The following is a 22,796-nucleotide window of genomic DNA, read 5'->3' as shown; positions in this document are numbered from 1 at the left end:
GATTCGCTTTCTTGTCGGGGAGAAAGGGGTCTGGGAGGTCAGGCGCGCACAGCGCGGGCGGCGCGGCCGAGCGGGATCACCAGCGGTGTCCCGGTTTCGGGATCGGGGATCACGTGGCACTCGACGTCGAAGACGGTGCGCACCAGTTCGGCGTCGAGCACCTCGGCCGGGGGACCGGCCGCGGCCAGCTCGCCGTCGCGCAGCACCACCAGGTGGTCGGCGTAGCGGGCGGCCTGCCCGAGATCGTGCAGGACCATCACGACGGTGCGGCGCGCCTCGGTGTTGAGGTCGGCGACCAGGTCGAGGACGTCGAGCTGGTGGCGCAGGTCGAGGAAGGTGGTCGGCTCGTCCAGCAGGAGCAGGTCGGTGTCCTGGGCCAGGGCCAGCGCGATCCAGGCGCGCTGCCGTTGCCCGCCGGAGAGCTGGTCGACCGGCTGTTCGCGCAGCGCCGTGGTGCCGGTGCGCGCCATCGCGTCCTCCACCGCGGCCTGGTCGGCCGCCGACCAGGGCCGCAGCATCTTCTGATGCGGGTAGCGCCCGAGCCGCACGAGCGCCTCGACGGTGATGGCCTCGGGGGTGATCGGTTGCTGGGGGAGCAGCCCGAGCCGCAGGGCCAGTGCTCTCGCGGTCATCCGGTGGATGTCGGCGCCGTCGAGGGTGACGGTGCCGCCCGCCGGCCGCAGCAGCCGGGTCAGCCCGCGCAGCAGGGTCGACTTGCCGCACGCGTTGGGCCCGACGATGGCGGTCACCGCGTCGCCAGGAAGGACCAGGTCGAGCCCGTCGATGATGGTGCGTTCGCCGTAGCGCAGGGCCAGTTCGCGGGTGGCGAGTTCGTTCCTCGGTTGCCCGGTCATGCGTTTCTCCGTTTCGCGGGGTCGCTGTCGCGCACGAGTAGCCACAGCAGCCACGGCGCGCCGACGGTCGTGGTGACGAGGCCGACGGGCAGCCCCTCCACCGGAAGCAGGTGCTGCGCGATGTAGTCGCAGCCGGTGAGCAGCGTCGCCCCGGCCAGCCCGGTGACGGCCAGCGACCCGGCCGTCGGCGGTCCGCACAGCAGGCGCACCAGCTGCGGGACGGCCAACGCGACGAACACGATCGGGCCCGAGATCGCCACCGCCAGCGCCGCCAGCGCCACCGCGGTGAGCAGCAGCCGCAGCCGCGCGCCCGAGACACCGACGCCGAGACCGCCCGCGGATTCGTCGCCGAGATCGAGCACGGCCAGCGTGCGGTACTGGGTGCACAGCACCGCGAGCACCACCAGCGAGCAGAGCGCGGCACCGGTCACCTCCGGCCAGGTCCGCCCGTAGAGCGAGCCTGCGGTCCAGTGCATCGCCGAGCCGGCCAGTTCGCGCGGGAACCGCACGATCACCAGGTTCACGGCCGCGGCCAGACCGGCCTGGATGGCGAGCCCGACCAGCACGAGCCGCGCGGTCGACACCTGGGTCCGCCACCCGATGGCACCCAGCGCCACGGCCGCGACCAGCCCGCCCGCCAGCGCGGCCAGCGGAATCGCCTGCAGGCTCACCCCCGCCGCCAGCACGACCACCGCGCCGAGCGAGGCGCCGCCGGTCACCCCGATGACATCGGGCGAGGCGAGCGGATTGCGGAACAGCCGCTGCAGCACCGCGCCGCCGACGGCGAGTCCGGCGCCGGCGACCACGCCCGCGGCGACGCGGGGCGCGCGGAATTCCTGCACGATGTACACCTCGCCGCGGTCGCCGAGCCCGAACACGGCGCGCGCCGCGGTGAGCGCGCTCATCGGGACCTCGCCGGTGGCCAGGGAGGCGAGCACGATGACGACCAGGGCGAGGACGAGCAGCAGGGCCAGCCCGCGCACCCGCGCGGACGTCGACCGGACCAGGGGAACGGCGAGCGTGGTCATCGGCGGACCTTTCTGGTGGCGAGCACCGCGAGCAGCGGCGCGCCGAGGAACGCGGTGATGATCCCGACCTCGATCTCGGTGGGTCGCATGATCATCCGGCCGACGATGTCGGCCCCCAACAGCAGCAGCGGACCGGCGAGCAGACAGCCGGGGAGCAGGATCCGGTGGTCACTGCCCGCGACCAGTCGCACCAGATGCGGCGCGGCGAGCCCGATGAACGCGATCGGTCCGGCCACCGCCACCGCCGACCCGGCCAGCAGCACCACGGCGACCATGCCGATCGTGCGGATCCGGGTGACCGGCACACCGAGCGCCGCGGCCGCCTCGTCGCCGAGCGCGAGGGCGTTGAGCCCGCCGGTGATCGCGAGACCGAGCAGCGCGCCGAGGCCGAGGAACGGCAGCAGTGGCATCAGCACCGACAGATCGCGGCCCGCGATCGAGCCGACCAGCCAGAACCGGGCCTCGTCGAGGGTGCGCTCGCTGAACAGCAGCACCGACGAGGTCCACGAGGCCAGCACCAGCTGCACGACCGTGCCGCCGAGGACCAGGCGGATCGGGTCGAGGTCACCGGCGCGGCGTCCCAGCGCGAGGGTGAACGCGGCCGCCACGGCCGCGCCGACGAAGGCGAACCACACGTACTGCGCCGGTTGGCTGAGGCCGAGCGCGTAGATGGCGGTGACCACGGCGAGCGCGGCGCCGGCGTTGATGCCCAGGGTCGTCGGCGCGGCCAGCGGATTGCGGCTCACGCCCTGCGTGATCGCGCCGGCCAGACCGAGCGCCGCGCCGACCGCGAGCCCGACCAGGGTGCGCGGCCAGCGCATCCCGGTGACGACCGAGGCATCACGGCCCACGTCCTGGCCGAGCACGGCCTCGACGACGGTGCCGACGGGCACCGAGCGTGACCCGAACGCGAGACTCAGCACGATCAGCAGCAGCAGGGCCGCCAGCCCGAGCGCGAACACGGCGGCCCGGCGGAGCACCGGGGCGCGCGGGGCGAGAGTTGTCACCAGGATTTCCTCATCGCGCACGACCCGGCGCGCCTGGCCGTCGGGCAGGCGAGAAGCGCTGTGGGGCATGCGGATCGGTCGACGTGCGGATACGAGACGACGGCGCGGTCGTCACCACCCGCCGAGCTGCGAGGGTTGCGAACCGGATCGTGCAGAACTTTAGGGTAGCCAACCCTAAAGCTGCAACACGGTCGTTCGAAACGCCGTTTCCTTCCTCCCTGTCAGCACGACGATGACCTGGAGCCCTGGGCGGCCCGCGCTACCGCTGATCCCGGCGATGCCCGGTGACGATCCGGTGGATCAGCCGGGCCGCGGTCCTGGCGGTGCGCTGATCGATGTCGAGGTCGGGATTGAGCTCGGCGACGTCGACCACCGCCAGTTTCCCGCTGGCGGTGACCTGATCGCAGACCGCCTGGATCGTCGGCAGCGCGACGCCGTAGGCGGCGGGCGCGCTCACGCCGGGCGCGACCGCGGCGGGCAGCACATCGAGGTCGATGGTCAGGTACAGCAGATCGATCCCGGCCAGGAAGTCGGCGACGAACGCGCGGGCCTGATCGGGGTCGCAGTCGTCGTCGAGCAGGTATCGCACGCCGAAACGCTCGGCGGTGTCGAACAGCACGGTGGTGTTGCTCGGCTGGCTGATGCCGAGGACGGCGTAGCGCACGTCCGCGTCGGATTCGAGGATCTGCCGGAAGGGTGTGCCCGAGCTCGGGACCGGGTCGGGGCGCAGGTCGAAGTGCGCGTCCAGGTTGAGGATGCCGACGGTCGTGCCCGGCGTGCGTCGTGCCGCCCCGGCGACGCCGAGGTAGGTGCCGTAGGCGACCTCGTGCCCGCCGCCGAGGACCACCGGGAAGGCGCCGTCGTCGAGCAGCGCCGACACCCGCTCGCCGAGGCGCCGCTGGCCGTCCTCCAGCTCGTCGCCCGTCACGGTGACGGTGCCCGCGTCGCACGCCCGCAGCGGCGTGCGCAACGCCATCGGTGACAGCGCCCGCCGCAGCGCGTCGGGCCCCTGCGCGGCGCCGGGACGGCCCTTGTTCCGGCGTACCCCCGCCTCACTGGCGAAGCCGACGAACACGCACGCGGCCGGCTCGCCGCCCGGCGTGTATTCGGTGACAGCTTGATGCCAGCGCAGGTACTCGGGGGCGTCGCCGTCGACACGGCCGGTCCAGGATTCGGAAGTCATCGGCACCTCAGTTCGGGTGGACGAGGGCGCCGCCACGCCACACCTGGCTGATCAGCGGCACCCCGGGACGGTAGGCGAGGTGCAGGTACGAGGGCGCGTCGAGCGCGACCGCGTCGGCCCTGGCGCCGGGGGTGAGCGCGCCGACATCGGTGCGGCGCAGGGCACGCGCGCCACCGGCGGTCGCGGCCCAGACCGCCTCGTCGGGCGTCATGCGCATCTCCCGCACCGCGAGCGCGATGCAGAACGGCAGGCTCGTGGTGTAGCTCGTCCCCGGATTGCAGTCGGCGCCCAGCGCCACGGTGACCCCGGCGTCGAGCAATGCCCTGGCCCCCGGATAGCTGTTGCGTGTGGAGAAATCGGCCCCGGGGAGCAGGGTGGCCACCGTGTCACTGCCCGCGAGGGCATCGATATCGGCCTGTTCGACGTGCACCACGTGATCCACCGACGCCGCGCCCAGCTCCACCGCCAGCCGCACGCCCGGTCCCTGGTGCAGCTGATTGCCGTGCACGCGCGGCACCAGGCCGTGCGCGATACCGGCCGAGAGCACCGCGTGCGCCTGCTCGCGGTCGAAGGCGCCCTGCTCGCAGAACACATCGATCCAGCGGGCGTGCGGCGCGCACCGCGGGATCATCTCCTCGACGACCATCGTCACGTACTCGTCGGCGCGACCGGCGTACTCCGGCGGCGGCACGTGCGCGGCCAGCAGGGTCACCTCGTCGGTGAACCGGCCCGCGATCCGCACGCTGCGCAACTCGTCCTCGACGGTCTGGCCGTAGCCGCTCTTGCATTCGACCGTGGTGCTGCCCGCCCGCACCGATTCGTCCAGCAGGCGCCGCACATTCGCGGCGAGCTCGTCGTCGGTGGCCGCCCTGGTCGCCGCGATGGTGGTGCGGATGCCACCGGCTCCGTAGGGCCGCCCCGCCATCCTGGCCGCGAACTCCTCGGCGCGGTCACCGGCGAAGACCAGGTGCGAGTGCGATTCGACGAAGCCGGGCAGCAGCGCGCGGCCACCGAGGTCGACGCCGGTGTCGGCGGCGGGCGCGTCGGCGCTGTCACCGACCCACACGACGGTCGCGTCCTCGAAGACGACGGCGGCGTCGTGCCGGACCCCCAGCGGGCCGTCGCCCAGCGCGGGATCGTTGGTGACCAGGGTGCCGATGGCGGTCAGTGCGGTGGTTGGCACTGCGATGTCCTCCTAGATGCGGGCGTCGACCATGTCGGTATGGGCGGGGTAGATCATCCGGTCGGGCGGGTTCGCGGTGCGGCGCGCGACCGGGTAGTAGATCGCGCCGGTGAACACGATGCCCACGATCCACGAGATGTCGGCGCCGCCGAGCAGGTCGGTGACCGGACCGGTGTAGAGCTTCTGCGCGAGGAACGGGATCTGCGCCAGCACACCCAGCGCGTAGCAGACCAGCGCGGGCACGTTCCAGGCGCCATAGCGCCCGTGCGGATCGTAGAGCGCGGGCAGGTCGACCCGTTCCTTCGAGATCAGGTAGTAGTCGATCAGATTGATCGCGCTCCACGGCGTGAACACCATGAGCAGCACCAGCACGAAGTTCTTGAAGTTGTCGAGGAAGTCCGCGCTCGCGGCGATCGCGATCACCATCGACACCCCGACGAAGCCCACGATGTAGAGCGTCCTGGCGCGGGTGGAGATCTGCGAGCGGCCGTCGAAGGCGGTGACGGTGGTGAGGATCGACATGAACCCGCCGTAGGCGTTGAGCACGTTCACCGTCAGCTTGCCCACCACGATCACCAGGTACACACCGAACGCGAGCACCGCGGGCCCGGCCAGCGTGCCGAGGAAGCCCACCTGGTCGGCGAGGAAGGTCTTCCCGGCCACGGCGGCCACCAGCGCGCCGAAGGTCATGGCCCACTGCGAACCGAGGACGCTGCCGAGGAACGTCGACCAGAAGGTGGTGCGTTCGCTGGTGCTGCGCGGCAGGTAGCGCGAGTAGTCGGCGACGTAGGGACCGAAGGTGAGCTGCCAGCCCGCGCCGAGCGAGATCGCCAGCAGGAACGTCGTCACGTCGAATCCGATCACGCCGACGAAATCGGCCACCGGATACTCGGCGAACAGCCGGACCGTCAGGTAGGTGAATCCGATGATCCCGACCACCGTGGCCACCCGGCCGACGACGTGGATCAGCCGGTATCCGGTGACGGCGACGAAGGCGGTGAGCGCACCGAAGATCACGATCCCGATCACCGGATTGTCCACGTGCAGCATGTTGTTGACGGCCTGCCCGGCCAGCACCGTGCCGGTCGCGGCGAAGCCGAGATACATCAGGATCACCAGTACCAGCGGTACGACCGCGCCCTTGACGCCGAATTGCGCCCGGCTCGAGATCATCTGCGGCAGGCCCATGCGCGGACCCTGCGCCGAGTGCAGCGCCATCACCGCGCCACCGAAGACGTTGCCGAGCAGCAGGCCGACGATGGCCCACAGCGCGTCGGCGCCGAAGACGACCGCGAGCGCACCGTCGACGACGGCGGTGATCTGCATGTTCGCCCCGAACCAGAGGGTGAACTGGCTGCGCGGCGTGCCGTGCCGCTCGCTGTCGGGCACGACGTCGATGGTGCGTCGTTCGGGGACGAGGAGGTCCTCGGTGCTGCCGGTCGTGGTCATGGCGGCCTGTCTTTCTGCGTGACGCGTGCCCGGGCATGTGCGCTGGGTCACGTCCGATATGTATATGCCTGTATAGACAGGTTCGTCAAGCGGTAGGCTGCCGCCCGACTTCGCGCGCGTTGACAAGGCTGTATATACAGGTTTATACATGTACGGTCGTTGTGACCGGCCCCACAGGGTGATCCGTCGAGTGATCACTCCCGCCGTGCGCCTTTCCGATCCCGGGAGAATGGTTTGAACAAACCCGTCGCTGTGCTGACGCGGGGACTCACCGCGCGCCACATCCGTTTCATCGCGCTCGGCTCCGCCATCGGCACCGGCCTGTTCTACGGGTCCGCGGAGGCGATCCACCGGGCGGGCCCCTCGGTGCTGCTGGCCTACCTCATCGGTGGCGCCGCGATCTACCTCGTGCTGCGCGCGCTGGGGGAGATGGCGGTGAGCAATCCGGTGGCCGGGTCGTTCGGCGAATACGCGAGCAAGCACCTGGGGCCGCTGGCCGGATTCATGACCGGCTGGACCTACACCTTCGAGATGCTCATCGTCTGCCTGGCCGATGTCACCGCGTTCGGCGTCTACATGGGCTTCTGGTTCCCGGACGTGCCGCGCTGGATCTGGGTGCTGTCGATCATCTTCTTCATCGGCGCGATCAACCTGCTCAGCGTGAAGGTCTTCGGCGAGGTCGAGTTCTGGTTCAGCCTGGTCAAGATCGTGGCCATCATCGCGATGATCGCCGGCGGCATCGCCGTGCTCATCTTCGGCTTCGGCATCCACGACACCGCGACCGGCGTGACGAACCTGTGGTCGGACGGCGGTTTCTTCCCGACCGGCTTCGGCGGCTTCGTCGCCTGCTTCGCCATCGTGATGTTCGCCTTCGGCGGCACCGAGATCATCGGCATCACCGCGGGCGAGGCGGAGGACCCGCAGCGCACCATCCCGCGCGCCATCAATACGGTGCCGGTGCGCATCATCCTGTTCTACGTGCTCACCCTCGCGGTGATCATGGCGATCAATCCGTGGCAGACCATCGGCGACGAGGGCAGCCCCTTCGTGCAGATCTTCCAGAGCCTCGGCCTCGGACCGGCGGCGGCCGTGCTGAACGTCGTCGTGATCACCGCCGCGCTGTCGGCCATCAACAGCGACATCTTCGGCGCGGGGCGGATGATGTACGGCATGGCCCAGCGTGGTCAGGCGCCCGCGGTGATGCGGCGGGTCTCGCGCAACGGCGTGCCCTGGATGACGGTCGTGATCATGACCGTCACCCTGCTGGTCGGTGTGCTGCTCAACTACCTGATCCCGGACAAGGTGTTCCTGGTGATCGCCTCGATCGCCACCTTCGCGACCATCTTCGTCTGGCTGATGATCCTGTTCTCGCAGTACCGCTCGCGGCGCGCGATGTCGGCCGAGCAGGTCGCGGCGCTGAAGTTCCCGGTGCCGCTGTGGCCCTACGGGCAGCTGATCACCATCGCGTTCCTGATCTTCGTGATCGCGGTGATCGCCGTCGACGCCGACAGCCGGGTCGCCCTCGTCGTCGGCGCGGTGTGGCTGGCGCTGCTGTGCCTGGCCTATCGCCTGTGGGTGCGCCCGGTCGCGGCCGCGCCCGAACCGGTACCCGTCCCGGCGGACGCCGGAAAAGTTCTGTCCCCCAGTGTTGTTCGGAATGGAGAAGCACAGTGAGCATCGATTCGGATCTGACCGCGTTGGCGCCGGTCGTCGTCGGCACCGGCGCGGTGACGCCGGGGGATGTGGTGCGGGTGGCCAGGGACGGCGCCGCGGTGTCGCTGTCGGCGGAGGCCGTCGCCGCCATCGGGGAGAGCCGTCGCCGGATCGAGGCGCTCGCGGCCGACCCCAAGCCGGTGTACGGCGTGTCCACGGGTTTCGGCGCGCTGGCCGTGCGCCACATCCCGCTCGAGCTGCGCAAGCAGTTGCAGCGCAGTCTGGTCCGCTCGCACGCGGCCGGTTCGGGCGCGGAGGTGGAGCGTGAGGTGGTCCGCGCGCTCATGCTGCTGCGGCTGTCGACGCTGGCCACCGGCCGCACCGGCGTGCGCCCCGTGGTCGCGGAGACCTACGCGGCGCTGCTCTCGGCCGGGATCACCCCGGTGGTCTACGAGTACGGCAGCCTCGGCTGCTCCGGTGATCTCGCGCCGCTGGCGCACGTCGCGCTGGCCGTGCTCGGCGAGGGCACGGTGCGTGACGCCGACGGCGAGCTGATGCCGGCCGCGCGGGCGCTGGCCGCCGCGGGCATCGCGCCCGTCGAGCTCGAGGAGAAGGAAGGCCTCGCGCTGATCAACGGCACCGACGGCATGCTCGGCATGCTCGTGCTCGCCTGCCACGACCTGCGCGCGCTGCTGCGCCTGGCCGACATCACCGCGGCGATGAGCGTGGAGGGCCTGCTGGGTACCGACAAGGTCTTCGCCGCCGACCTGCAGGCGCTGCGCCCGCAGCCCGGCCAGGCCGTCGCCGCCGCGAACATGACCCGCCTGCTCGCCGATTCGGCGATCGTGGCCAGCCACGCGACGCCGGACTGCACCGTCGTGCAGGACGCCTATTCGCTGCGCTGCGCACCGCAGGTGGCCGGCGGCGCCCGCGACACCCTCGCGCACGCCGAACGCGTCGCCGGCTTCGAATTGGCCAGTGCCGTGGACAATCCCGTGGTCACCCTGGACGGCCGCGTCGAGTCCAACGGCAACTTCCACGGTGCCCCGGTGGCCTATGTCCTCGACTTCCTCGCCATCGTCGTCGCCGATGTCGCCAGTATCAGCGAGCGGCGCACCGACCGTTTCCTGGACAAGGCCCGCAACCACGGCCTGCCGCCGTTCCTGGCCGACGATCCCGGTGTCGACAGCGGCCACATGATCGCCCAGTACACCCAGGCCGCGATCGTCTCCGAGCTCAAGCGGCTGGCCGCGCCCGCTTCGGTCGACTCCATCCCGTCCTCGGCGATGCAGGAGGATCACGTCTCCATGGGCTGGTCGGCGGCCCGCAAGCTGCGCCGCGCGATCGACGGCCTGACCCGGGTGCTGGCCATCGAGGCACTGACCGCGGCCCGCGCACTGGACCTGCGCGCGCCGCTCACCCCGGCACCGGCCACCGCGGCGGTGCGCGACGCCCTGCGCACCCGGGTCCCCGGCCCCGGCACCGACCGCTACCTCGCGCCCGAGATCGAGGCCGCCGTCGAGCTGGCCGCGGCCGGCACGCTGCTCGCCGCGGCCGAATCGATCACCGGCCCCCTGGGCTGAGTCCGGACGCCGACCGAGCCCCCGACGACCTCGTCGTCGGGGGCTTCGTCGATGAGTTCGACAGCGGGAATCCGTCTCTTCCTTTGATCCACGGACCATGGCGTCTGGCCACCGCCACCACGTTTCCCGAATCCGGCGCGATCTCCCTGCACTACCACCGGTAGCGCACAGGGCACCTGATCAGGACACCGCACTGCCGGACAGGGTGGCGCGGTAGTGGTGCACGGCGGCGGTGACGCGGGATTCGTCGCCGGTGGCGAGGAGATCGAGCAGGCACCCGCGGAGGACGGCCAGGGCCAGGGTGCGGTCGGTGACGGCGCCGGTGTTGCCGGTGGGCTGGAATCGGGCGAGCAGCGTCAGCCAGTCGTCGACGGTGGCGCGGGCGAATCCCGACCAGGGTCCGTCGGGTTCCACCAGTGAGCGGGCATAGGCCTCGGTCCACAGGCGGAGCAGGGGGCGATGGTCCGGCGCGGCGAGCCAGCGCCAGACCCGGTCGACAGCGGCTGCGAGGTCGGCGGGCGCGGGCCGGTCGGTCAGCTCGCCGAGGAAGGCGAGTTCGTCGGTCCGTGCCCGGGCGAGCAGTGCCCGGACCAGGCCGTCCTTGTTGCCGAACAGGAACATCAGCACCCGCGGGCTGGAGCCGATGGCGGACGCGAGTGGGCGCAGCGAGAGATCGGCGAGGCCGTGCTCGAGCGCGTACCGGTAGGCCGCCTCCAGGAGTTCGGTCTGTCGCGCGGAGGGGGTTGTCGACTCGAGCGCCATGCCGGTAGCCTACAGCTACTGAAACACTCGTTTCAGTGATTCGGTTCATCCGGTAGCGAGGTGGCTCATGCGCGACGAGGCGAGAGTGGTGATCCGCGTGGCCGACCGCCCCGGCGATCTGGGCTGGATCGTGCAGGCTCACGGGGAGATCTACGCCGAACAGTTCGGCTGGAACACCGAGTTCGAGGCGCTGGTCGCCGGGATCGTCGGCGACTACGCGACTCGGCGTGACCCGGCCACCGATGCCGCCTGGATCGCCGAGGTCGACGGTGCGCGCGCGGGCTGTGTGCTCTGCGTGCACGGTGCCGAGTCCGGTGCCGCCCAGTTGCGCACCCTGCTGGTCACTCCCGCGGCCCGCGGCCTCGGGGTCGGGACCGCACTTGTCGCGCGGGTCCTGGCCTTCGCCCGCGCCGCCGGCTACACCCGGATCACGTTGTGGACCACCGACGCCCAGTCCTCCGCGCACCGGATCTACGCGGCGGCGGGATTCACCCGAACCAGCGAAGAGCCTCGGCACAGCTTCGGCCACGAGGTGCGCGGCCAGAACTGGGACCTGGATCTGACCCCGATCACCACGGGCAGCCGCTAGCCGTCCGGCGCGGCTGTTCCGGCGGCGTGGGCGCAACCATTCCGTCTCGACCGCTGCCCCCGCCGCCAGAACCAGCTGCGAACTCGGTGCGGCAGGCGGTCTGCGCGGTCGAATCCTGGTGGACGCCACAGGGACCTGCCCTGTCGGCGACGTCTCCAGTGCCGTGACCTCACACATCGCCCGCGACGCGGATTTCCCCCGGCACGCCTGGACACGGAGTTCTGTGATCGAACTGGGCTCGCGGTGTCCTACTCCCGTGGGTGCGTCAGCGCGCCGTGTACCCAGCGCAGTGCCCGCCCGACGGTGATGCGTTCGCCGAGAAGCACTGCGGTGCGGTCCCAGTAGCGACGTACCCGCGGATCGGTGTCGGCCGCGTCCCGCAGGAGCTGTGCGCGGAAGTGCGGGGAGTCGTGCTCCCCGCGTGCGGCCGCGTGCGTGGCGACGAACCGGTCGAGCGCACGGCCCGGCCGGGGCGGCGCGCCCGCGGCGACCAGCGCCACCACCTCCACCAGGGCCGCGTCGATGTCGGTGTAGAGCGCCGAGGGATCGCGCACGAGTTCGGGCCGGCTCCGCCACAGCTGATGCCGGACCACGCGGCGCACCGCGGGATCGGTGGCGAGCGCGGCCAGCTCGGCATAGGCGACGACCTCGTCGACCGACGGATCCGCCGGTGGCTCAGGCACATTCCAGCCCACGTAGGTCTCGACGTCGTGGCGCGGGACAGGCCCGAGGACCTGCCGCCAGAACCGCACCAGTTCGTCGTGGACCGCACGACCGTCCTGGGCTGCGGCGAGCAGGGCCAGCCGTTCGTCCCGTCCTGCCGGACCCACCGAATCCAGTGCCCGCAGCGACGCCCGCCGCCAGGCCAGTGCGCGGAATTCCAGGTCCACCCGCGCGCTCTCGGCGGCGACGACCTCCGCCAGCGACCGCTCCCCACGCACCACCTCGCCGATGGCATCCAGCCCGAGCCCCAGCGCCCGCATCCGCCGGATCAGCCCGAGCCGTTCGGTAGCGCAGTCCGCGTCGAACACCCGATGCCCACCCGCACTGCGGCGGGCCTCCAGAAGACCCTCGTCGCAATAGAACCGGATCGTCCGCACGGCGAATCCGGTGTCGCGCGCCAACTCTCCGATGCTGATCACCGCGGCCGCGCGTGTGTTGTCCGTCACAATCCCTTGAACCTCCACCCCGGTGGAGCTTTTACCGTACCGGTACTGCCCACCGGACAAGGAGATTCGTGGCTACCACCCAGGAAGCAATCGTCGCAGGCATCGCCGAGATCATCGAGGAGGTGACCGGAATCGAGGCCGAGGAGGTGACGATGGAGAAGTCCTTCGTCGAGGAACTGGAGATCGACTCCCTCTCGCTCGTCGAGATCGCCGTCCAGCTCGAGGACAAGTACGACGTGAAGATTCCCGACGAGGATCTGGCCAGTCTGCGGACGGTCGGTGACGCGGTCGCCTATGTGCAGAAGATGGAGGCCGAGCGTCCGCGCCTCGCGGCGGAGATGGAGGCGAGGTTCCGCGAGCATCAGGACAATTGACCGGAGGTCGCCCGCGCCGGCAACGGGCGGGCGGCCCGCGCCGTTTTCGGCGAGCTCGCTACGCCGATTCTTCCGGAAGCAGATGTGCGAGTAGCAGTTTGATCATGAGCACAGGCGCGAACCAGCCCACCTCCGGGGGGACGGTGAACGATCCGGTGACCACCAGCAGGCCGAGGGTGGTGACGGCGAAGGCGACCGGTCGGCGGATCGGGTGAGATGTCGCGGTCACGACGACCGCGCCGGTCAGGGTGAGGGCGTACACGGTCGCGGCGGCCGCCCAGCTGAACCCGGGCACCACCCAGGCCAGCAGGAACGGCTGGACATGGATTGCCACGAAACCCAGATGATGCACCGCGGTTCGCCCCGGACGGTGATACCAGCGTTTGGCCGAGCCCATGGCGTTGACGACGGATCCACCGAACAGATCGAACGCCAGCACCGCGATCACCGTGACGGCGAGCCACGAGTACTGCGCGCCCGCCGCGAGTGCCGCCGCACCGGCCGCACCGCACGCGGCGACGCCGAACCCGAGGGCGATCTCGGCCCGCGTCGCGCCCGGTGCGATGAGCCGATCGGTGAGCGCCGTCATCGCCGGATTCCCGTCACGCAGACATCCAGGACCGGTTCGGTGAGCTCCGTCAGAGACAACGCCGGGTCCACCAGTGTCTGGATCAGGCAGCCCTCGATGGCGCCGACGACCACCGCGGCGTGCCGTTCGTCGACCCCGTCGCGCACCGTGCCCTCGGCGACGGCCGCGCGGAGCAATGCGGCGACGGCCGCGCGATATTCGCGATAGACCGCGACCATGTCGATGGGTGGCTTCGCCGCCCACACATCCAGCAGCACCCGCGCGTGATCGGGGTGCGCGGCCAGCATCGCGAGCGTGGCGCGGATCAGCCGCTCGAGGCGGTCGAGTGCCGGGCCGTCGCCCACCTCCGCGAGCACCTGCGCGGATCGCCGCGCGTAGCTGTCGAACACGCCGGCCAGGAGCGAATCCCGGCTCGGGAAGTACAGGTACACACTGCCTTTGGCGATTCCCGCTTCGGCGGCGACATCCTCTACCCGGGTGGCGGCGAAGCCCTTGCGGGCGAACACCGCGGCCGCAGCGAGCAGGATCTCCTCCTGGCGTGCGGCACGATCGATGGCTTTCGGCATGGGTCGATAATGGCTGACCGGTCAGTCATTGTAAAGAGTGCGGCGGAAACCGCGAGGACGTTCGCGCGGGAAAACCGCTGCCCGCACCGGCGACGATGCGGACAGCGGCGCGGGATCAGTTCTCCTGCATGGGGATTCGCACCCCGCGCGCACGCGCCACGTCGGCCGCGTGCTCGTAGCCCGCGTCGACATGGCGGATGACGCCCATGCCGGGGTCGTTGGTCAGCACCCGCTCGAGTTTCCGGGCGGCCAGCTCGGTGCCGTCGGCGATGCACACCTGACCGGCGTGGATGGACCGGCCCATGCCGACGCCGCCGCCGTGGTGGATCGAGACCCACGAGGCGCCGGAGGCGGTGTTGAGCAGGGCGTTGAGCAGCGGCCAGTCGGCGACGGCGTCGGAACCGTCGGCCATGGCCTCGGTCTCGCGGTAGGGGGAAGCCACCGAGCCGGAGTCGAGGTGGTCGCGGCCGATGGCCAGGGGAGCCGACAGCTCACCCGAGGCGACCATCTCGTTGAACTTCAGGCCCGCCCGGTGACGTTCGCCGTAACCGAGCCAGCAGATCCGCGCGGGCAGGCCCTCGAACTGCACCTTCTCACCGGCCATGGTGATCCAGCGCTTCAGGTGCTCGTTCTCCGGGAACAACTCCATGATCGCGCGGTCGGTGGCGGCGATGTCCTTCGGGTCACCCGAGAGCGCGGCCCAGCGGAAGGGACCGAGGCCCTCCTCGAACAGCGGGCGGATGTAGGCGGGGACGAAGCCGGGGAACGCGAAAGCCCGGTCGTAGCCGCCCTTGCGGGCCTCGTCGCGGATCGAGTTGCCGTAGTCGAACACCTCGGCGCCCTTGTCCATGAACCCGACCATGGCCTCGACGTGCTTGGCCATCGAGGCCTGTGCCTCGGTGGTGAACCAGGCCGGATCCTTCTCGGCGAGGGTGTGCCAGTCCTCGAGCGCGACGCCGATCGGCAGGTAGGACAGCGGATCATGGGCCGAGGTCTGGTCGGTGACGACGTCGATGGGCGCGTCCATCGCCAGCAACCGCGGGAACACCTCGGCGGCATTGCCGACCAGGCCGATCGAGAGCGGCCTGCGCTCGTCGCGCGCGGCGATCGCCAGTTCCAGTGCCTGCTCCAGGGATTCGGCCCTGGTGTCGAGGTAGCCGTGCGCGATCCGGCGATCGATGCGCGCGGGATCGCAGTCGACACACAGCGCGACGCCCTCGTTCATGGTCACCGCCAGCGGCTGCGCCCCACCCATGCCGCCCACGCCCGCGGTGAGTGTGATGGTGCCGGCCAGCGTGCCGCCGAACCGCTTGCGCGCCACCGCGCCGAAGGTCTCGTAGGTGCCCTGCAGGATGCCCTGGCTGCCGATGTAGATCCACGAGCCCGCGGTCATCTGGCCGTACATCATCAGCCCGGCCTGTTCGAGCTTGCGGAAATCGGCCCAGTTCGCCCAGTCGCCCACCAGATTCGAGTTCGCGAGCAGGACGCGCGGTGCCCACTCGTTGGTGCGGAACACACCGACCGGCTTGCCCGACTGCACCAGCAGGGTCTCGTCGTCGGCCAGGGTCTCGAGGGTGCGCACGATCGCGTCGAACGCCGCCCAGCTGCGCACCGCCCGGCCGGTGCCGCCGTAGACGACGAGATCGTCCGGCCGCTCGGCGACCTCGGGATCGAGGTTGTTCATCAGCATCCGCAGGGCGCCCTCCTGCTGCCAGCCCAGGGTGCGCAGCTGGGAACCGCGCGGGGCGGACACGGGCCGTGGTCCGGATGCGGGCTGGATGGGGGCGTCGGTCATCGGTTCACTCCTCGAGAAGACGGCTGTGTCCTGGGTCACTGAAATCCAGACTAGTGGTATAGTCCTGTATATACAAGTGGATTGTCAAGCGCGCTGCCTCGCTAGGAGGCAACGTATTCTCTGGGGAAACTGAGGGAACGGATACCGGTGGTGGCGATCGAAGTGGTCGATGCGGACCTGGCCGCGCTGTACAGCGAACTGGGGACCGAATTCGCGGCGTACGAACGCGTCAAGCAGCTGATCATGGCGCAGATCAAGGCCGGGCGCTGGGTCGAGGGTGAACAGATCCCCTCGGAGAACCAGCTGGTCACCGCGCTGGGCCTGTCTCGCATGACGATCAACCGCGCCCTGCGCGATCTCACCGCCGACGGCGCGCTCAATCGCGTGATGGGAGTGGGGACCTTCGTCGCGCCGACCAAGGCCGCCTCCCCGCTGTTCGAGGTCAGGAACATCGCCGACGAGATCTCCCGGCGCGGTCACCGGCATCGCACCGAGGTGGTCTTCGTCCGCGCGGAAGAGGCCGACGCGCGCCATCCGGTGCTCGGAAACGCGATGAGCGGCAGGGTGTTCCACTCGCTGCTGGTGCACATCGAGGACGAGGTGCCGATCCAGGTGGAGGATCGTTATGTCGATCCGGCGCAGGCGCCGGAGTATCTGGCCCAGGACTTCACCGTCGTCACCCCCAATACCTACCTCAGTGAGGTGGCGCCGCTCATCCGTGGCGAGCACGTCGTGGAGGCGGTGCGCGCCACGCGCGAGGAATGCGAGCTGTTGCGTATAGAGGCGGATGAGCCGTGCTTGCTGATCCGGCGCCGGACCTGGTCCTCGGGCGGTTTGGTGAGTGCCGCCCGGCTGATTCATCCCGGATCACGTAATCGTCTCGAAGGTAGTTTCGGTTCCGGTTCCGCCGGCGACGAATAAGGCCGCAGGTGTTCCGGCCGGTGCATACACCGGCCGGTGTTTGTTCTCGCCACGCCCACGCCGCGAAAATCGTTATCCAAGCTGTATTCGCCGCGCGTATGGCAAATTTGTAGTTAATCACGATTACAGCTCTGACCTCGATATCTCCCGCATAGCGGGAACCATGCTGATCTCGGGTTATCACCGTTTCGTGACGAATCAGGGGAATGGCGTGCCGCGCGATGTACTTTGAATAGCCCATGGTTCGCTGGGTTCCCTTCAGGTAACGGAGAGGGCGGAAATGGCTACAGTCACGCGGCAGTCGGGGCCGCAGATGCTGACTTCCCGGCAGGGCTTTTCCGTCATGAAATCGACAATGGCGCCGGCCACGCTGGTCACCATCGGGCTGATTCTGCTGATTCCCGTTCTCGTCACCGCGGGCCCCATCATGGCGTCGGCGTTGATCGCCCGCTACGCGGGCGTGGGCGCCTCCGGGGTGGTGGTCCTGACGGCCGTCACGGTCGTGGTGATCGGCGCCGTGCTGGCCGCGATCGTGGCCTTCCGGTTGGCCTGGCGACGGGGCGCCGCCGCCGCGCCGCCGTCACCCGGATCCGCTACGCGCTGAGGGGTTCCCATGCAGACGCAACGCCCGGCGATCGGCCCCGCCGTCCCCACGATCGAACCGTTCCTCGCGCCCGGCGTCGACGATTGCCGTCGCCTGCGCGTCGTCGCCAGGATCGACGATCCCGCCCGCTGGCGCGCGATCGCCGACCGGTTGCTCGCCGCGGGCACGCGCCGCTGGGCCGATCGATCCGACATCGCCGATCACCCAGCTCTGCGCCGCTGGTCCCGCTTCGAACAGGGGCGGGAAATCCCCGAAAGGCCCTGCTTGCGAAGGATCTTCGCGATGATGGCGGCGGGCGAGGATCCCGCCACGGGTGAGCCGTGCCGGGATTTCGCCGCCGCGGTCATGCTCTTGTCCAGCTGCCCCGCCGAGGCGATCGCGCAGGACGGCCCGGCGGACGCGGGGACGGTGCGCTTCTCGGTCTACGCCTGTCGCGAGGACGATCTGCCGTTGGCCGAGGCGCTGATCTCGACGACGGTGCGGGCCTGTGGCGTGGTCGTGGCCCGCCACCGCACCGTGGTCCGGCGCGGCCCCGCGCCGCGTCCCTCGATCCCCGTTCTCGACCGGCCGCTGCCCGAACTGCTCGTCCTCGGCGGCTCCGCGGCACGCTGAACACGGCTCCCCGCGCGGCCCTCGATCTGGTCAGAAGCAGGTGCTCGTGTGACATCGTCCGATGAATTGTCAACCGGGAGTAGGGTACTCGCGCGCAGGAAACCGCGATTTGGGAACTTCGCCGAAATCGTGGGACCGGATCCGTGGGGATCTCACCAAGCGAGACGCTCGATTCGCGCGTGCCCGGTCGTGGACGTAGAGTCACGTCGTACTCGCCAGTAGGCGTGGTCGTTCGAGTGGTCCACATCGTGGTGGTCCCAGCCGCCCTTATCGATTCCCTCGTGCACCCACCTGGCCCCTGATGCGCCGTCGCATCGCAAAAGTGCTTGAAACACAGGCAGTTTCGCGCTTCTGCCGACTCCGCGCCCAGTGCTGTCCGCGCGACGACGAGTTGATGTGCGCCTCGAGTGTGCTTAGCGCACAACATGATTCACGAACCGGAACTGAAACATGTTGTTGCGCTTGACAATTCCGTGACAGGTCTACAACACTACCGGTCGGTAGCCAGCGATCGGGATGCTCGGGCCCGGTAGTTGTGAGACGTCACCACGACAGACCGCCGCCTGATGCCCGTGAACCTCTGCGCACCAGTCGGGGTGAACCGCACTGCCACCGTGACCACATCAAAGGAGACCAGCGCCATGGATGATCTCGCGCTACCTTCGACCCACCGCCGGGACTCGGCGGAGCAGCAGGGCGACCAGGTGGCGGTCATGCCAAGACCGTCCGCCGCTCCGATCGAGCTGATTCCGCTGGTCACCGAGCGGCTGCGCGAAATTCTGTGCACCGGTGGCGAATTCGACGACATCTATCGGCACGTGCTGGCCGCGCCCGGTAAGCGGGTCAGGGCCAGGCTGGTATTGGCCTGCGCCGGCCTGCTGCCCGACGTCGTCGCGGCGCCCCGGTCGGCGGCGATCGATCTGGCTTGCGCGATGGAGATGCTGCACGAATCCTCGCTGCTGCACGACGACATCTGCGACGGCTCGCTGCTGCGCCGCGGCGCCCCCTCGGTACCCGCCGCCTTCGGCGTGCGCGTCGCCGCCAGGGCCGGGTTCCACCTGGCCGGCGCCGCGATGCAGGTGGTGGCCCAGGTGCTGGCCGAGCATCCCGCGGTGTTCGCCGGTCTGGGGGAGGCGCCCGGCATCACCTATGCCGACCGGCTCTCGGACCTGTCGTTCGGGCAGCTCATCGAGACCCTGCCGCCCGCGGTCGAGGCGGCGGCGCTGCGCCGCCACTACGAACTGGTGGCAGGTGCCAAGACGGGCACCCTGTTCCGGCTGTCGTGCTCCTACGGCGGCACGGCGGGCGGCGCCGACCACGACCGGTTGCACGCGCTGATGGAGTACGCCGACCAGCTCGCGCTGGCCTTCCAGATCATGGACGACGTCCGCGACATCGAGGGCGGCCCCGAGCTGGGCAAGGACGCGGGCGGCGACCTGGAACGCCGGGTGCCGACCTGGCCGGTGATCGAATGGCTGGCCAGCCGCCCCGGCGCCACCGAGATGTGGCTGTCGGCCGAAACCTCCAGCGCCGCACTGCAAACCGACCTGGTCGAATCCGGCGCCACGGCGGCCGCCCGCGCGGTGGCGCTCGGTGCCACCGACAAAGCCGCTGCCGCGCTGGAGATCTTCCCGTCCTCGCCCGCCCGCGACGACCTCAACGAACTCCTCCGGCAGGTGATCAACCGATGAGACAGACCAGAATCGGCGCGCTGGCCCGCGGCCTGCGCACGCTGCGCCGGGCACCGGACCTGGCGGCGCTGCGGGCGGCGTCCTCGCCCGAGGAGCTGGCCCGGCTCGCCCTGATCCCGGCCGGGCGCAACCTGGGCATCTCGGTGAGCTTCCTGCCCGCGCACCAGCGGGCCGAGGCGACCGCTGCACTGCTGGCCTGCCGGGTCCTCGACGCGTTCGAGGACCTCAGCGACCGCGCCGTCGCGGGCACCGCGGTGCTCACCGCCGCGCGCTACCTCGACGGGACCAGCGACACCGCCCCGCCCGCCCTGCCCGCGGTGACCAGCGAGGCCCGCGACAGCGAGGCGGTCGACCGGCTGCTGGCGGCGCGCATCGACGACATCCGCGCCCTGGTGGCCGCCCTGTCCCCGGCGGGCAGGCAGCGGGTCGCCGCCGTGATCACCGACGTCGCCGCGGTGATGGCGCGCAATATCGAGACCCCGCTCTCGCGCGTGGCCTACAGCGAGGGCGTGCTCGGCCGGGTCACCCACTACGCCTGTGCCCTGGTCGCCGACGGCGTGCTGTCCGACGCCGACCTGCGCGAGCTCACCGGCTGCGTCGCCGTGATCGCCCAGTCCGCCAACGACCTACGCGACGGCGAGCTCGAGATCTACGGCGTGGCCGACCGCGAGGAATTGAAGCGGCGGGTGATGCTGCAACTGCTCGCCCCCGCGCTCGGTGGTTTCGCCCTGCTCGGCAGGCTCGGACCGGGCACCCCGAGCCTGGGCGCGCGGGCGGCGATGGCGTACATGACCATCACCACGACCGCGTTCCTGTGCTCGGTCGTCGACGCGCCCGCGCCCTACCGGCGCAAAGTCGGCGCGGCTCTGCTCGCGGCGTCCTCCGCGACGTCGTGGAACAGGATGCTGGACCGGGTGCGCCGCAGCGCCGACCTGGCGATCCACCGCATGCTCGACGCCGCACCGGATGCCGCCGACGACGCCGACCGGACCACCGAGGTGCTCGGCGCGGGCGACCCGGCCACGATGCCGACCTCGCTGGTTCCGCTGATCGTCGACACCACCTTCACGCTCGTGCGGACCCTGCCCGAGGGCCCGCTGACCGGCGAACTGCCCGATGCCGCGGTGCGCACCATGATGATCGCCGATCACCTCGCCTTCGGCGCGATGGAGCGGGTGCCGCCACACGAACCCGCGGCCCTGCGGGCCCTCGCCACGAGACTTCAACTCGCTGCCCTCGACACCAGCACCCCAGGGAGCCGCCCATGAGCACTCGCGCCAGATCCGCGCTCATCGTCCCCGACACCACTAGCGAAGGAGCTCTCCCATGAGCACCGGAACGCCCGTCGCGCCCGAACAGGCCCCGTTCAGCAAACGCGTGCTCAAGCTCGAGCACGCGTCCAACATCGGCCCGCTGCTGCACATCGCGCTGTGGATCGGCATGTTGTCCCTCGGCCTGTTCGTGCCCGCCGCCACGAATTGGTACCTGGCGGTGCCACTGATCATCGTGCTGTCGCTGCTGAACCTCTCGCTCACCATCGGCGTGATGCACATGCACACCCACCGGCCGCTGTTCGTGTCGAAGTTCCCCAACCGGGTCGTCGACTTCCTGTGCTGCCTGCCCGGCAACCTCACCGCCGCCGAGATGCGCGAGGTGCACGTCCTCAACCATCACCGCTTCAACGACGGCCCCGGTGATGTCACCTCGACCACCGGCATGGAGAAGGGGCTCGGCGCCATCTGGTACTGGGTCCGCTACGGCGTCATCGTCAAGATCCATACGATGCGCATGGTCTTCGCGCCCGACCCGGCTCCGCGCCGCAAGCGGACCCGCCACCAGTTCCTGCTCGACATGGCGCTGTACGCGATCGTCATCGGAACCGTTTGGTACCTGGTCGATTTCGACCGCTTCGTGTTGTTCTACTGGGTGCCGTTCCTGATCACGCAGGTCAACGCCGGCTACTTCGCCTGGCTGAGCCACGCGCCCGCCAAGGAGTTCGAGGACGACCCGAGCACCTCGCTGAACAACGCGGGCAACGTGCTGAACTTTCTGATCTTCAACCAGGGCTACCACAGCGTGCACCACCGCTACCCGGGTATCCACTGGAGCCAGATCCCGGACAAGCTCGACTACATGCGCGACGTCAACCCCGGCGTCATCGTCCCGTACTGGATGGTCGCGCAGTCGGGGTGGCGCCTGTTCTGGCCGGGCGGCTTCCTCAACGAGCGCTACGGCAACAAGTGGAAGGCCAAGCTGGAGAAGCGTATCGAGGAGGGCACCGTGCGTTCGCGGTACCTGCCGTGGTTCGCATGGATCTGATCACGCCCACCCAGGCGCGGGCGGTCGTGACCAGCCGCACCCGGCTCGTCCCGTTCCTGTTCGCCTTCGCCGTCTACGGCGTCGCCGGCATCACCGTGCCGCTGATGCTGTTGTTCGCCGGTGGCTGGTTCCTGCCCAAGACGATCGACAAGGGCCCGCACCTGTCGACCGTGCCCGCGCTGCTCGTCGACGTGCTGCTGCTGGCGCTGTTCGGCCTGCAGCACTCGGGCATGGCCAGGCCCGCCTTCAAGGCCTTCGTCACCCGCTGGGTGCCCGAGGCCCTGGAGCGGACCGTCTACATCCTGATGGTGTGCCTGGTCATGTGGGTGATCATGCTGGCGTGGCAGCCCATCCCGGCCGAACTCTGGTCGGCGGACGGCGCGGCCGGACTGGTGCTCGACGCCGGGTTCTGGTTGGGTTTCGTGCTCGTCTACGCGGCCACGTTGCTGCTCAACCACTTCCATCTGCTCGGCATCAGCCAGGCCTATCGCGAGTACGTGATCCAGGTGCCCGACGCCACCGTCGACCGGTTGCAGGTCAACGGCGTCTATCGCCTCGTGCGGCATCCGCTGATGACCGGCCTGCTGGTCTCGTTCTGGTTCGCCAGTACGTTCACCGTCGGGCACCTGGTGTGGGCACTGGGGTTGACCGGCTACATCCTGCTGGGCACCTATCTCGAGGAACGTGACCTGATCGCGCGCTTCGGCGCGTCCTACCGCGCCTACGCCGCGCGGGTCCCCGCGTTCTTCCCGTCCGTGCTCCGCGGCTTCGGCCGATCGACTCGGCAACCGTAAGGGCTTGCCGCCCAGGTGTTCCGGCCTCCGGTCGGCACGCTGGGCGGCAGTGCCCGCGTTCGGGAGAGGAA

The 22,796-nt window shown here is 70.1% G+C and carries 22 protein-coding genes; 11 read left to right on the top strand and 11 right to left on the bottom strand.

Annotation, left to right across the window (positions count from 1 at the left end):
* Positions 1 to 38 precede the first annotated feature (38 nt).
* The 6 genes from QH270_RS18880 to QH270_RS18855 all read right to left on the bottom strand — a co-directional run bounded on the left by QH270_RS18880 (position 39) and on the right by QH270_RS18855 (position 6,704).
* Positions 39 to 854 (bottom strand): ABC transporter ATP-binding protein, encoded by an 816-nt coding sequence (locus QH270_RS18880; RefSeq protein WP_280344150.1) that lies wholly within the window; start codon positions 852 to 854, stop codon positions 39 to 41.
* The gene (locus QH270_RS18875; RefSeq protein WP_280344147.1) at positions 851 to 1,882 is read right to left on the bottom strand and encodes a FecCD family ABC transporter permease; all 1,032 of its coding nucleotides are present in this window, start codon (positions 1,880 to 1,882) and stop codon (positions 851 to 853) included. The genes QH270_RS18880 and QH270_RS18875 overlap by 4 nt, the downstream gene beginning before the upstream one ends.
* The gene (locus QH270_RS18870; protein WP_280344145.1) at positions 1,879 to 2,889 is read right to left on the bottom strand and encodes a FecCD family ABC transporter permease; all 1,011 of its coding nucleotides are present in this window, start codon (positions 2,887 to 2,889) and stop codon (positions 1,879 to 1,881) included. The genes QH270_RS18875 and QH270_RS18870 overlap by 4 nt, the downstream gene beginning before the upstream one ends.
* Positions 2,890 to 3,148: 259 nt before the next feature.
* Complete coding sequence (hutG, locus tag QH270_RS18865; protein ID WP_280344144.1) at positions 3,149 to 4,072, bottom strand: formimidoylglutamase; 924 nt, start codon at positions 4,070 to 4,072, stop codon at positions 3,149 to 3,151.
* A gap of 7 nt (positions 4,073 to 4,079) precedes the next feature.
* A complete protein-coding gene (gene hutI, locus QH270_RS18860) occupies positions 4,080 to 5,255 on the bottom strand; it encodes an imidazolonepropionase (RefSeq protein ID WP_280344141.1) in 1,176 nt (391 codons plus the stop codon).
* A gap of 12 nt (positions 5,256 to 5,267) precedes the next feature.
* Complete coding sequence (locus QH270_RS18855) at positions 5,268 to 6,704, bottom strand: purine-cytosine permease family protein (protein ID WP_280344139.1); 1,437 nt, start codon at positions 6,702 to 6,704, stop codon at positions 5,268 to 5,270.
* A gap of 234 nt (positions 6,705 to 6,938) precedes the next feature.
* Between QH270_RS18855 and QH270_RS18850 the strand changes: the two genes are divergently transcribed.
* Together QH270_RS18850 and hutH are read left to right on the top strand one after the other, a co-directional pair.
* On the top strand, positions 6,939 to 8,378 hold the full coding sequence (locus tag QH270_RS18850; RefSeq protein ID WP_280344137.1) for an amino acid permease: 1,440 nt from the start codon (positions 6,939 to 6,941) through the stop codon (positions 8,376 to 8,378).
* A complete protein-coding gene (hutH, locus tag QH270_RS18845) occupies positions 8,375 to 9,940 on the top strand; it encodes a histidine ammonia-lyase (RefSeq protein WP_280344134.1) in 1,566 nt (521 codons plus the stop codon). Before QH270_RS18850 ends, hutH begins: the two co-directional genes overlap by 4 nt.
* Positions 9,941 to 10,120: 180 nt before the next feature.
* Here the strand turns inward: hutH and QH270_RS18840 are convergent, their stop codons facing one another.
* Positions 10,121 to 10,702 (bottom strand): TetR/AcrR family transcriptional regulator, encoded by a 582-nt coding sequence (locus QH270_RS18840; RefSeq protein ID WP_280344131.1) that lies wholly within the window; start codon positions 10,700 to 10,702, stop codon positions 10,121 to 10,123.
* Positions 10,703 to 10,769: 67 nt separating this feature from the next.
* Between QH270_RS18840 and QH270_RS18835 the strand changes: the two genes are divergently transcribed.
* A complete protein-coding gene (locus QH270_RS18835; protein WP_280344106.1) occupies positions 10,770 to 11,291 on the top strand; it encodes a GNAT family N-acetyltransferase in 522 nt (173 codons plus the stop codon).
* Between the two features lie 248 nt (positions 11,292 to 11,539).
* Here the strand turns inward: QH270_RS18835 and QH270_RS18830 are convergent, their stop codons facing one another.
* Positions 11,540 to 12,460 (bottom strand): MerR family transcriptional regulator, encoded by a 921-nt coding sequence (locus QH270_RS18830; protein ID WP_280344104.1) that lies wholly within the window; start codon positions 12,458 to 12,460, stop codon positions 11,540 to 11,542.
* Between the two features lie 68 nt (positions 12,461 to 12,528).
* Here QH270_RS18830 and acpM point away from each other — a divergent pair, with 68 nt between their 5' ends.
* Positions 12,529 to 12,834, top strand: a complete 306-nt coding sequence (gene acpM, locus QH270_RS18825) for a meromycolate extension acyl carrier protein AcpM (protein WP_280344101.1) — start codon at positions 12,529 to 12,531, stop codon at positions 12,832 to 12,834.
* 58 nt (positions 12,835 to 12,892) lie between these two features.
* Here acpM and QH270_RS18820 read toward each other — a convergent pair whose 3' ends face one another.
* From QH270_RS18820 to hutU, 3 genes are all read right to left on the bottom strand, one after another.
* Positions 12,893 to 13,423 carry a hypothetical protein gene (locus QH270_RS18820; protein WP_280344098.1) on the bottom strand — a complete coding sequence of 177 codons (531 nt, stop codon included), beginning with the start codon at positions 13,421 to 13,423 and terminating at the stop codon, positions 12,893 to 12,895.
* Positions 13,420 to 13,989 carry a TetR/AcrR family transcriptional regulator gene (locus QH270_RS18815; RefSeq protein ID WP_280344095.1) on the bottom strand — a complete coding sequence of 190 codons (570 nt, stop codon included), beginning with the start codon at positions 13,987 to 13,989 and terminating at the stop codon, positions 13,420 to 13,422. Before QH270_RS18815 ends, QH270_RS18820 begins: the two co-directional genes overlap by 4 nt.
* A 115-nt stretch (positions 13,990 to 14,104) precedes the next feature.
* On the bottom strand, positions 14,105 to 15,784 hold the full coding sequence (hutU, locus tag QH270_RS18810) for a urocanate hydratase (RefSeq protein ID WP_280344092.1): 1,680 nt from the start codon (positions 15,782 to 15,784) through the stop codon (positions 14,105 to 14,107).
* A gap of 141 nt (positions 15,785 to 15,925) precedes the next feature.
* Between hutU and hutC the strand changes: the two genes are divergently transcribed.
* The 7 genes from hutC to QH270_RS18775 all read left to right on the top strand — a co-directional run bounded on the left by hutC (position 15,926) and on the right by QH270_RS18775 (position 22,725).
* The gene (gene hutC, locus QH270_RS18805) at positions 15,926 to 16,705 is read left to right on the top strand and encodes a histidine utilization repressor (protein ID WP_280344169.1); all 780 of its coding nucleotides are present in this window, start codon (positions 15,926 to 15,928) and stop codon (positions 16,703 to 16,705) included.
* Positions 16,706 to 17,048: 343 nt separating this feature from the next.
* Complete coding sequence (locus tag QH270_RS18800; RefSeq protein WP_280344091.1) at positions 17,049 to 17,309, top strand: hypothetical protein; 261 nt, start codon at positions 17,049 to 17,051, stop codon at positions 17,307 to 17,309.
* A 9-nt stretch (positions 17,310 to 17,318) separates the two neighbouring features.
* Positions 17,319 to 17,921 carry a hypothetical protein gene (locus QH270_RS18795; RefSeq protein ID WP_280344088.1) on the top strand — a complete coding sequence of 201 codons (603 nt, stop codon included), beginning with the start codon at positions 17,319 to 17,321 and terminating at the stop codon, positions 17,919 to 17,921.
* A 614-nt stretch (positions 17,922 to 18,535) separates the two neighbouring features.
* The gene (locus QH270_RS18790) at positions 18,536 to 19,612 is read left to right on the top strand and encodes a polyprenyl synthetase family protein (RefSeq protein WP_280344085.1); all 1,077 of its coding nucleotides are present in this window, start codon (positions 18,536 to 18,538) and stop codon (positions 19,610 to 19,612) included.
* Entirely contained in the window at positions 19,609 to 20,880 is a 1,272-nt protein-coding gene (locus QH270_RS18785) for a hypothetical protein (RefSeq protein ID WP_280344083.1), read from the top strand. Before QH270_RS18790 ends, QH270_RS18785 begins: the two co-directional genes overlap by 4 nt.
* 58 nt (positions 20,881 to 20,938) lie before the next feature.
* Positions 20,939 to 21,931 carry a fatty acid desaturase gene (locus tag QH270_RS18780; RefSeq protein WP_280344080.1) on the top strand — a complete coding sequence of 331 codons (993 nt, stop codon included), beginning with the start codon at positions 20,939 to 20,941 and terminating at the stop codon, positions 21,929 to 21,931.
* On the top strand, positions 21,922 to 22,725 hold the full coding sequence (locus tag QH270_RS18775) for a methyltransferase family protein (RefSeq protein WP_280344077.1): 804 nt from the start codon (positions 21,922 to 21,924) through the stop codon (positions 22,723 to 22,725). Before QH270_RS18780 ends, QH270_RS18775 begins: the two co-directional genes overlap by 10 nt.
* The last annotated feature ends 71 nt before the right edge of the window (positions 22,726 to 22,796 follow it).

The organism is Nocardia neocaledoniensis, from assembly GCF_029868625.1.
GTDB classification, from domain to species: Bacteria; Actinomycetota; Actinomycetes; order Mycobacteriales; family Mycobacteriaceae; genus Nocardia; species Nocardia neocaledoniensis_A.
Note: the sequence above shows the minus strand (reverse complement) of the source record. Positions and strands in the feature narration are given on the sequence as shown.

Excerpts from the sequence above, each read along its gene's own strand:
- QH270_RS18775 (WP_280344077.1), top strand. The coding sequence starts at position 21,922 with ATGGATCTGATCACGCCCACCCAGGCGCGGGCGGTCGTGACCAGCCGC.
- QH270_RS18820 (WP_280344098.1), bottom strand. The coding sequence starts at position 13,423 with ATGACGGCGCTCACCGATCGGCTCATCGCACCGGGCGCGACGCGGGCC.
- QH270_RS18855 (WP_280344139.1), bottom strand. The coding sequence starts at position 6,704 with ATGACCACGACCGGCAGCACCGAGGACCTCCTCGTCCCCGAACGACGC.
- QH270_RS18880 (WP_280344150.1), bottom strand. The coding sequence starts at position 854 with ATGACCGGGCAACCGAGGAACGAACTCGCCACCCGCGAACTGGCCCTG.
- QH270_RS18840 (WP_280344131.1), bottom strand. The coding sequence starts at position 10,702 with ATGGCGCTCGAGTCGACAACCCCCTCCGCGCGACAGACCGAACTCCTG.
- QH270_RS18800 (WP_280344091.1), top strand. The coding sequence starts at position 17,049 with ATGAAATCGACAATGGCGCCGGCCACGCTGGTCACCATCGGGCTGATT.
- QH270_RS18795 (WP_280344088.1), top strand. The coding sequence starts at position 17,319 with ATGCAGACGCAACGCCCGGCGATCGGCCCCGCCGTCCCCACGATCGAA.
- QH270_RS18815 (WP_280344095.1), bottom strand. The coding sequence starts at position 13,989 with ATGCCGAAAGCCATCGATCGTGCCGCACGCCAGGAGGAGATCCTGCTC.
- QH270_RS18780 (WP_280344080.1), top strand. The coding sequence starts at position 20,939 with ATGAGCACCGGAACGCCCGTCGCGCCCGAACAGGCCCCGTTCAGCAAA.
- QH270_RS18875 (WP_280344147.1), bottom strand. The coding sequence starts at position 1,882 with ATGACCACGCTCGCCGTTCCCCTGGTCCGGTCGACGTCCGCGCGGGTG.
- hutU (WP_280344092.1), bottom strand. The coding sequence starts at position 15,784 with ATGACCGACGCCCCCATCCAGCCCGCATCCGGACCACGGCCCGTGTCC.
- QH270_RS18785 (WP_280344083.1), top strand. The coding sequence starts at position 19,609 with ATGAGACAGACCAGAATCGGCGCGCTGGCCCGCGGCCTGCGCACGCTG.
- QH270_RS18835 (WP_280344106.1), top strand. The coding sequence starts at position 10,770 with ATGCGCGACGAGGCGAGAGTGGTGATCCGCGTGGCCGACCGCCCCGGC.
- hutG (WP_280344144.1), bottom strand. The coding sequence starts at position 4,072 with ATGACTTCCGAATCCTGGACCGGCCGTGTCGACGGCGACGCCCCCGAG.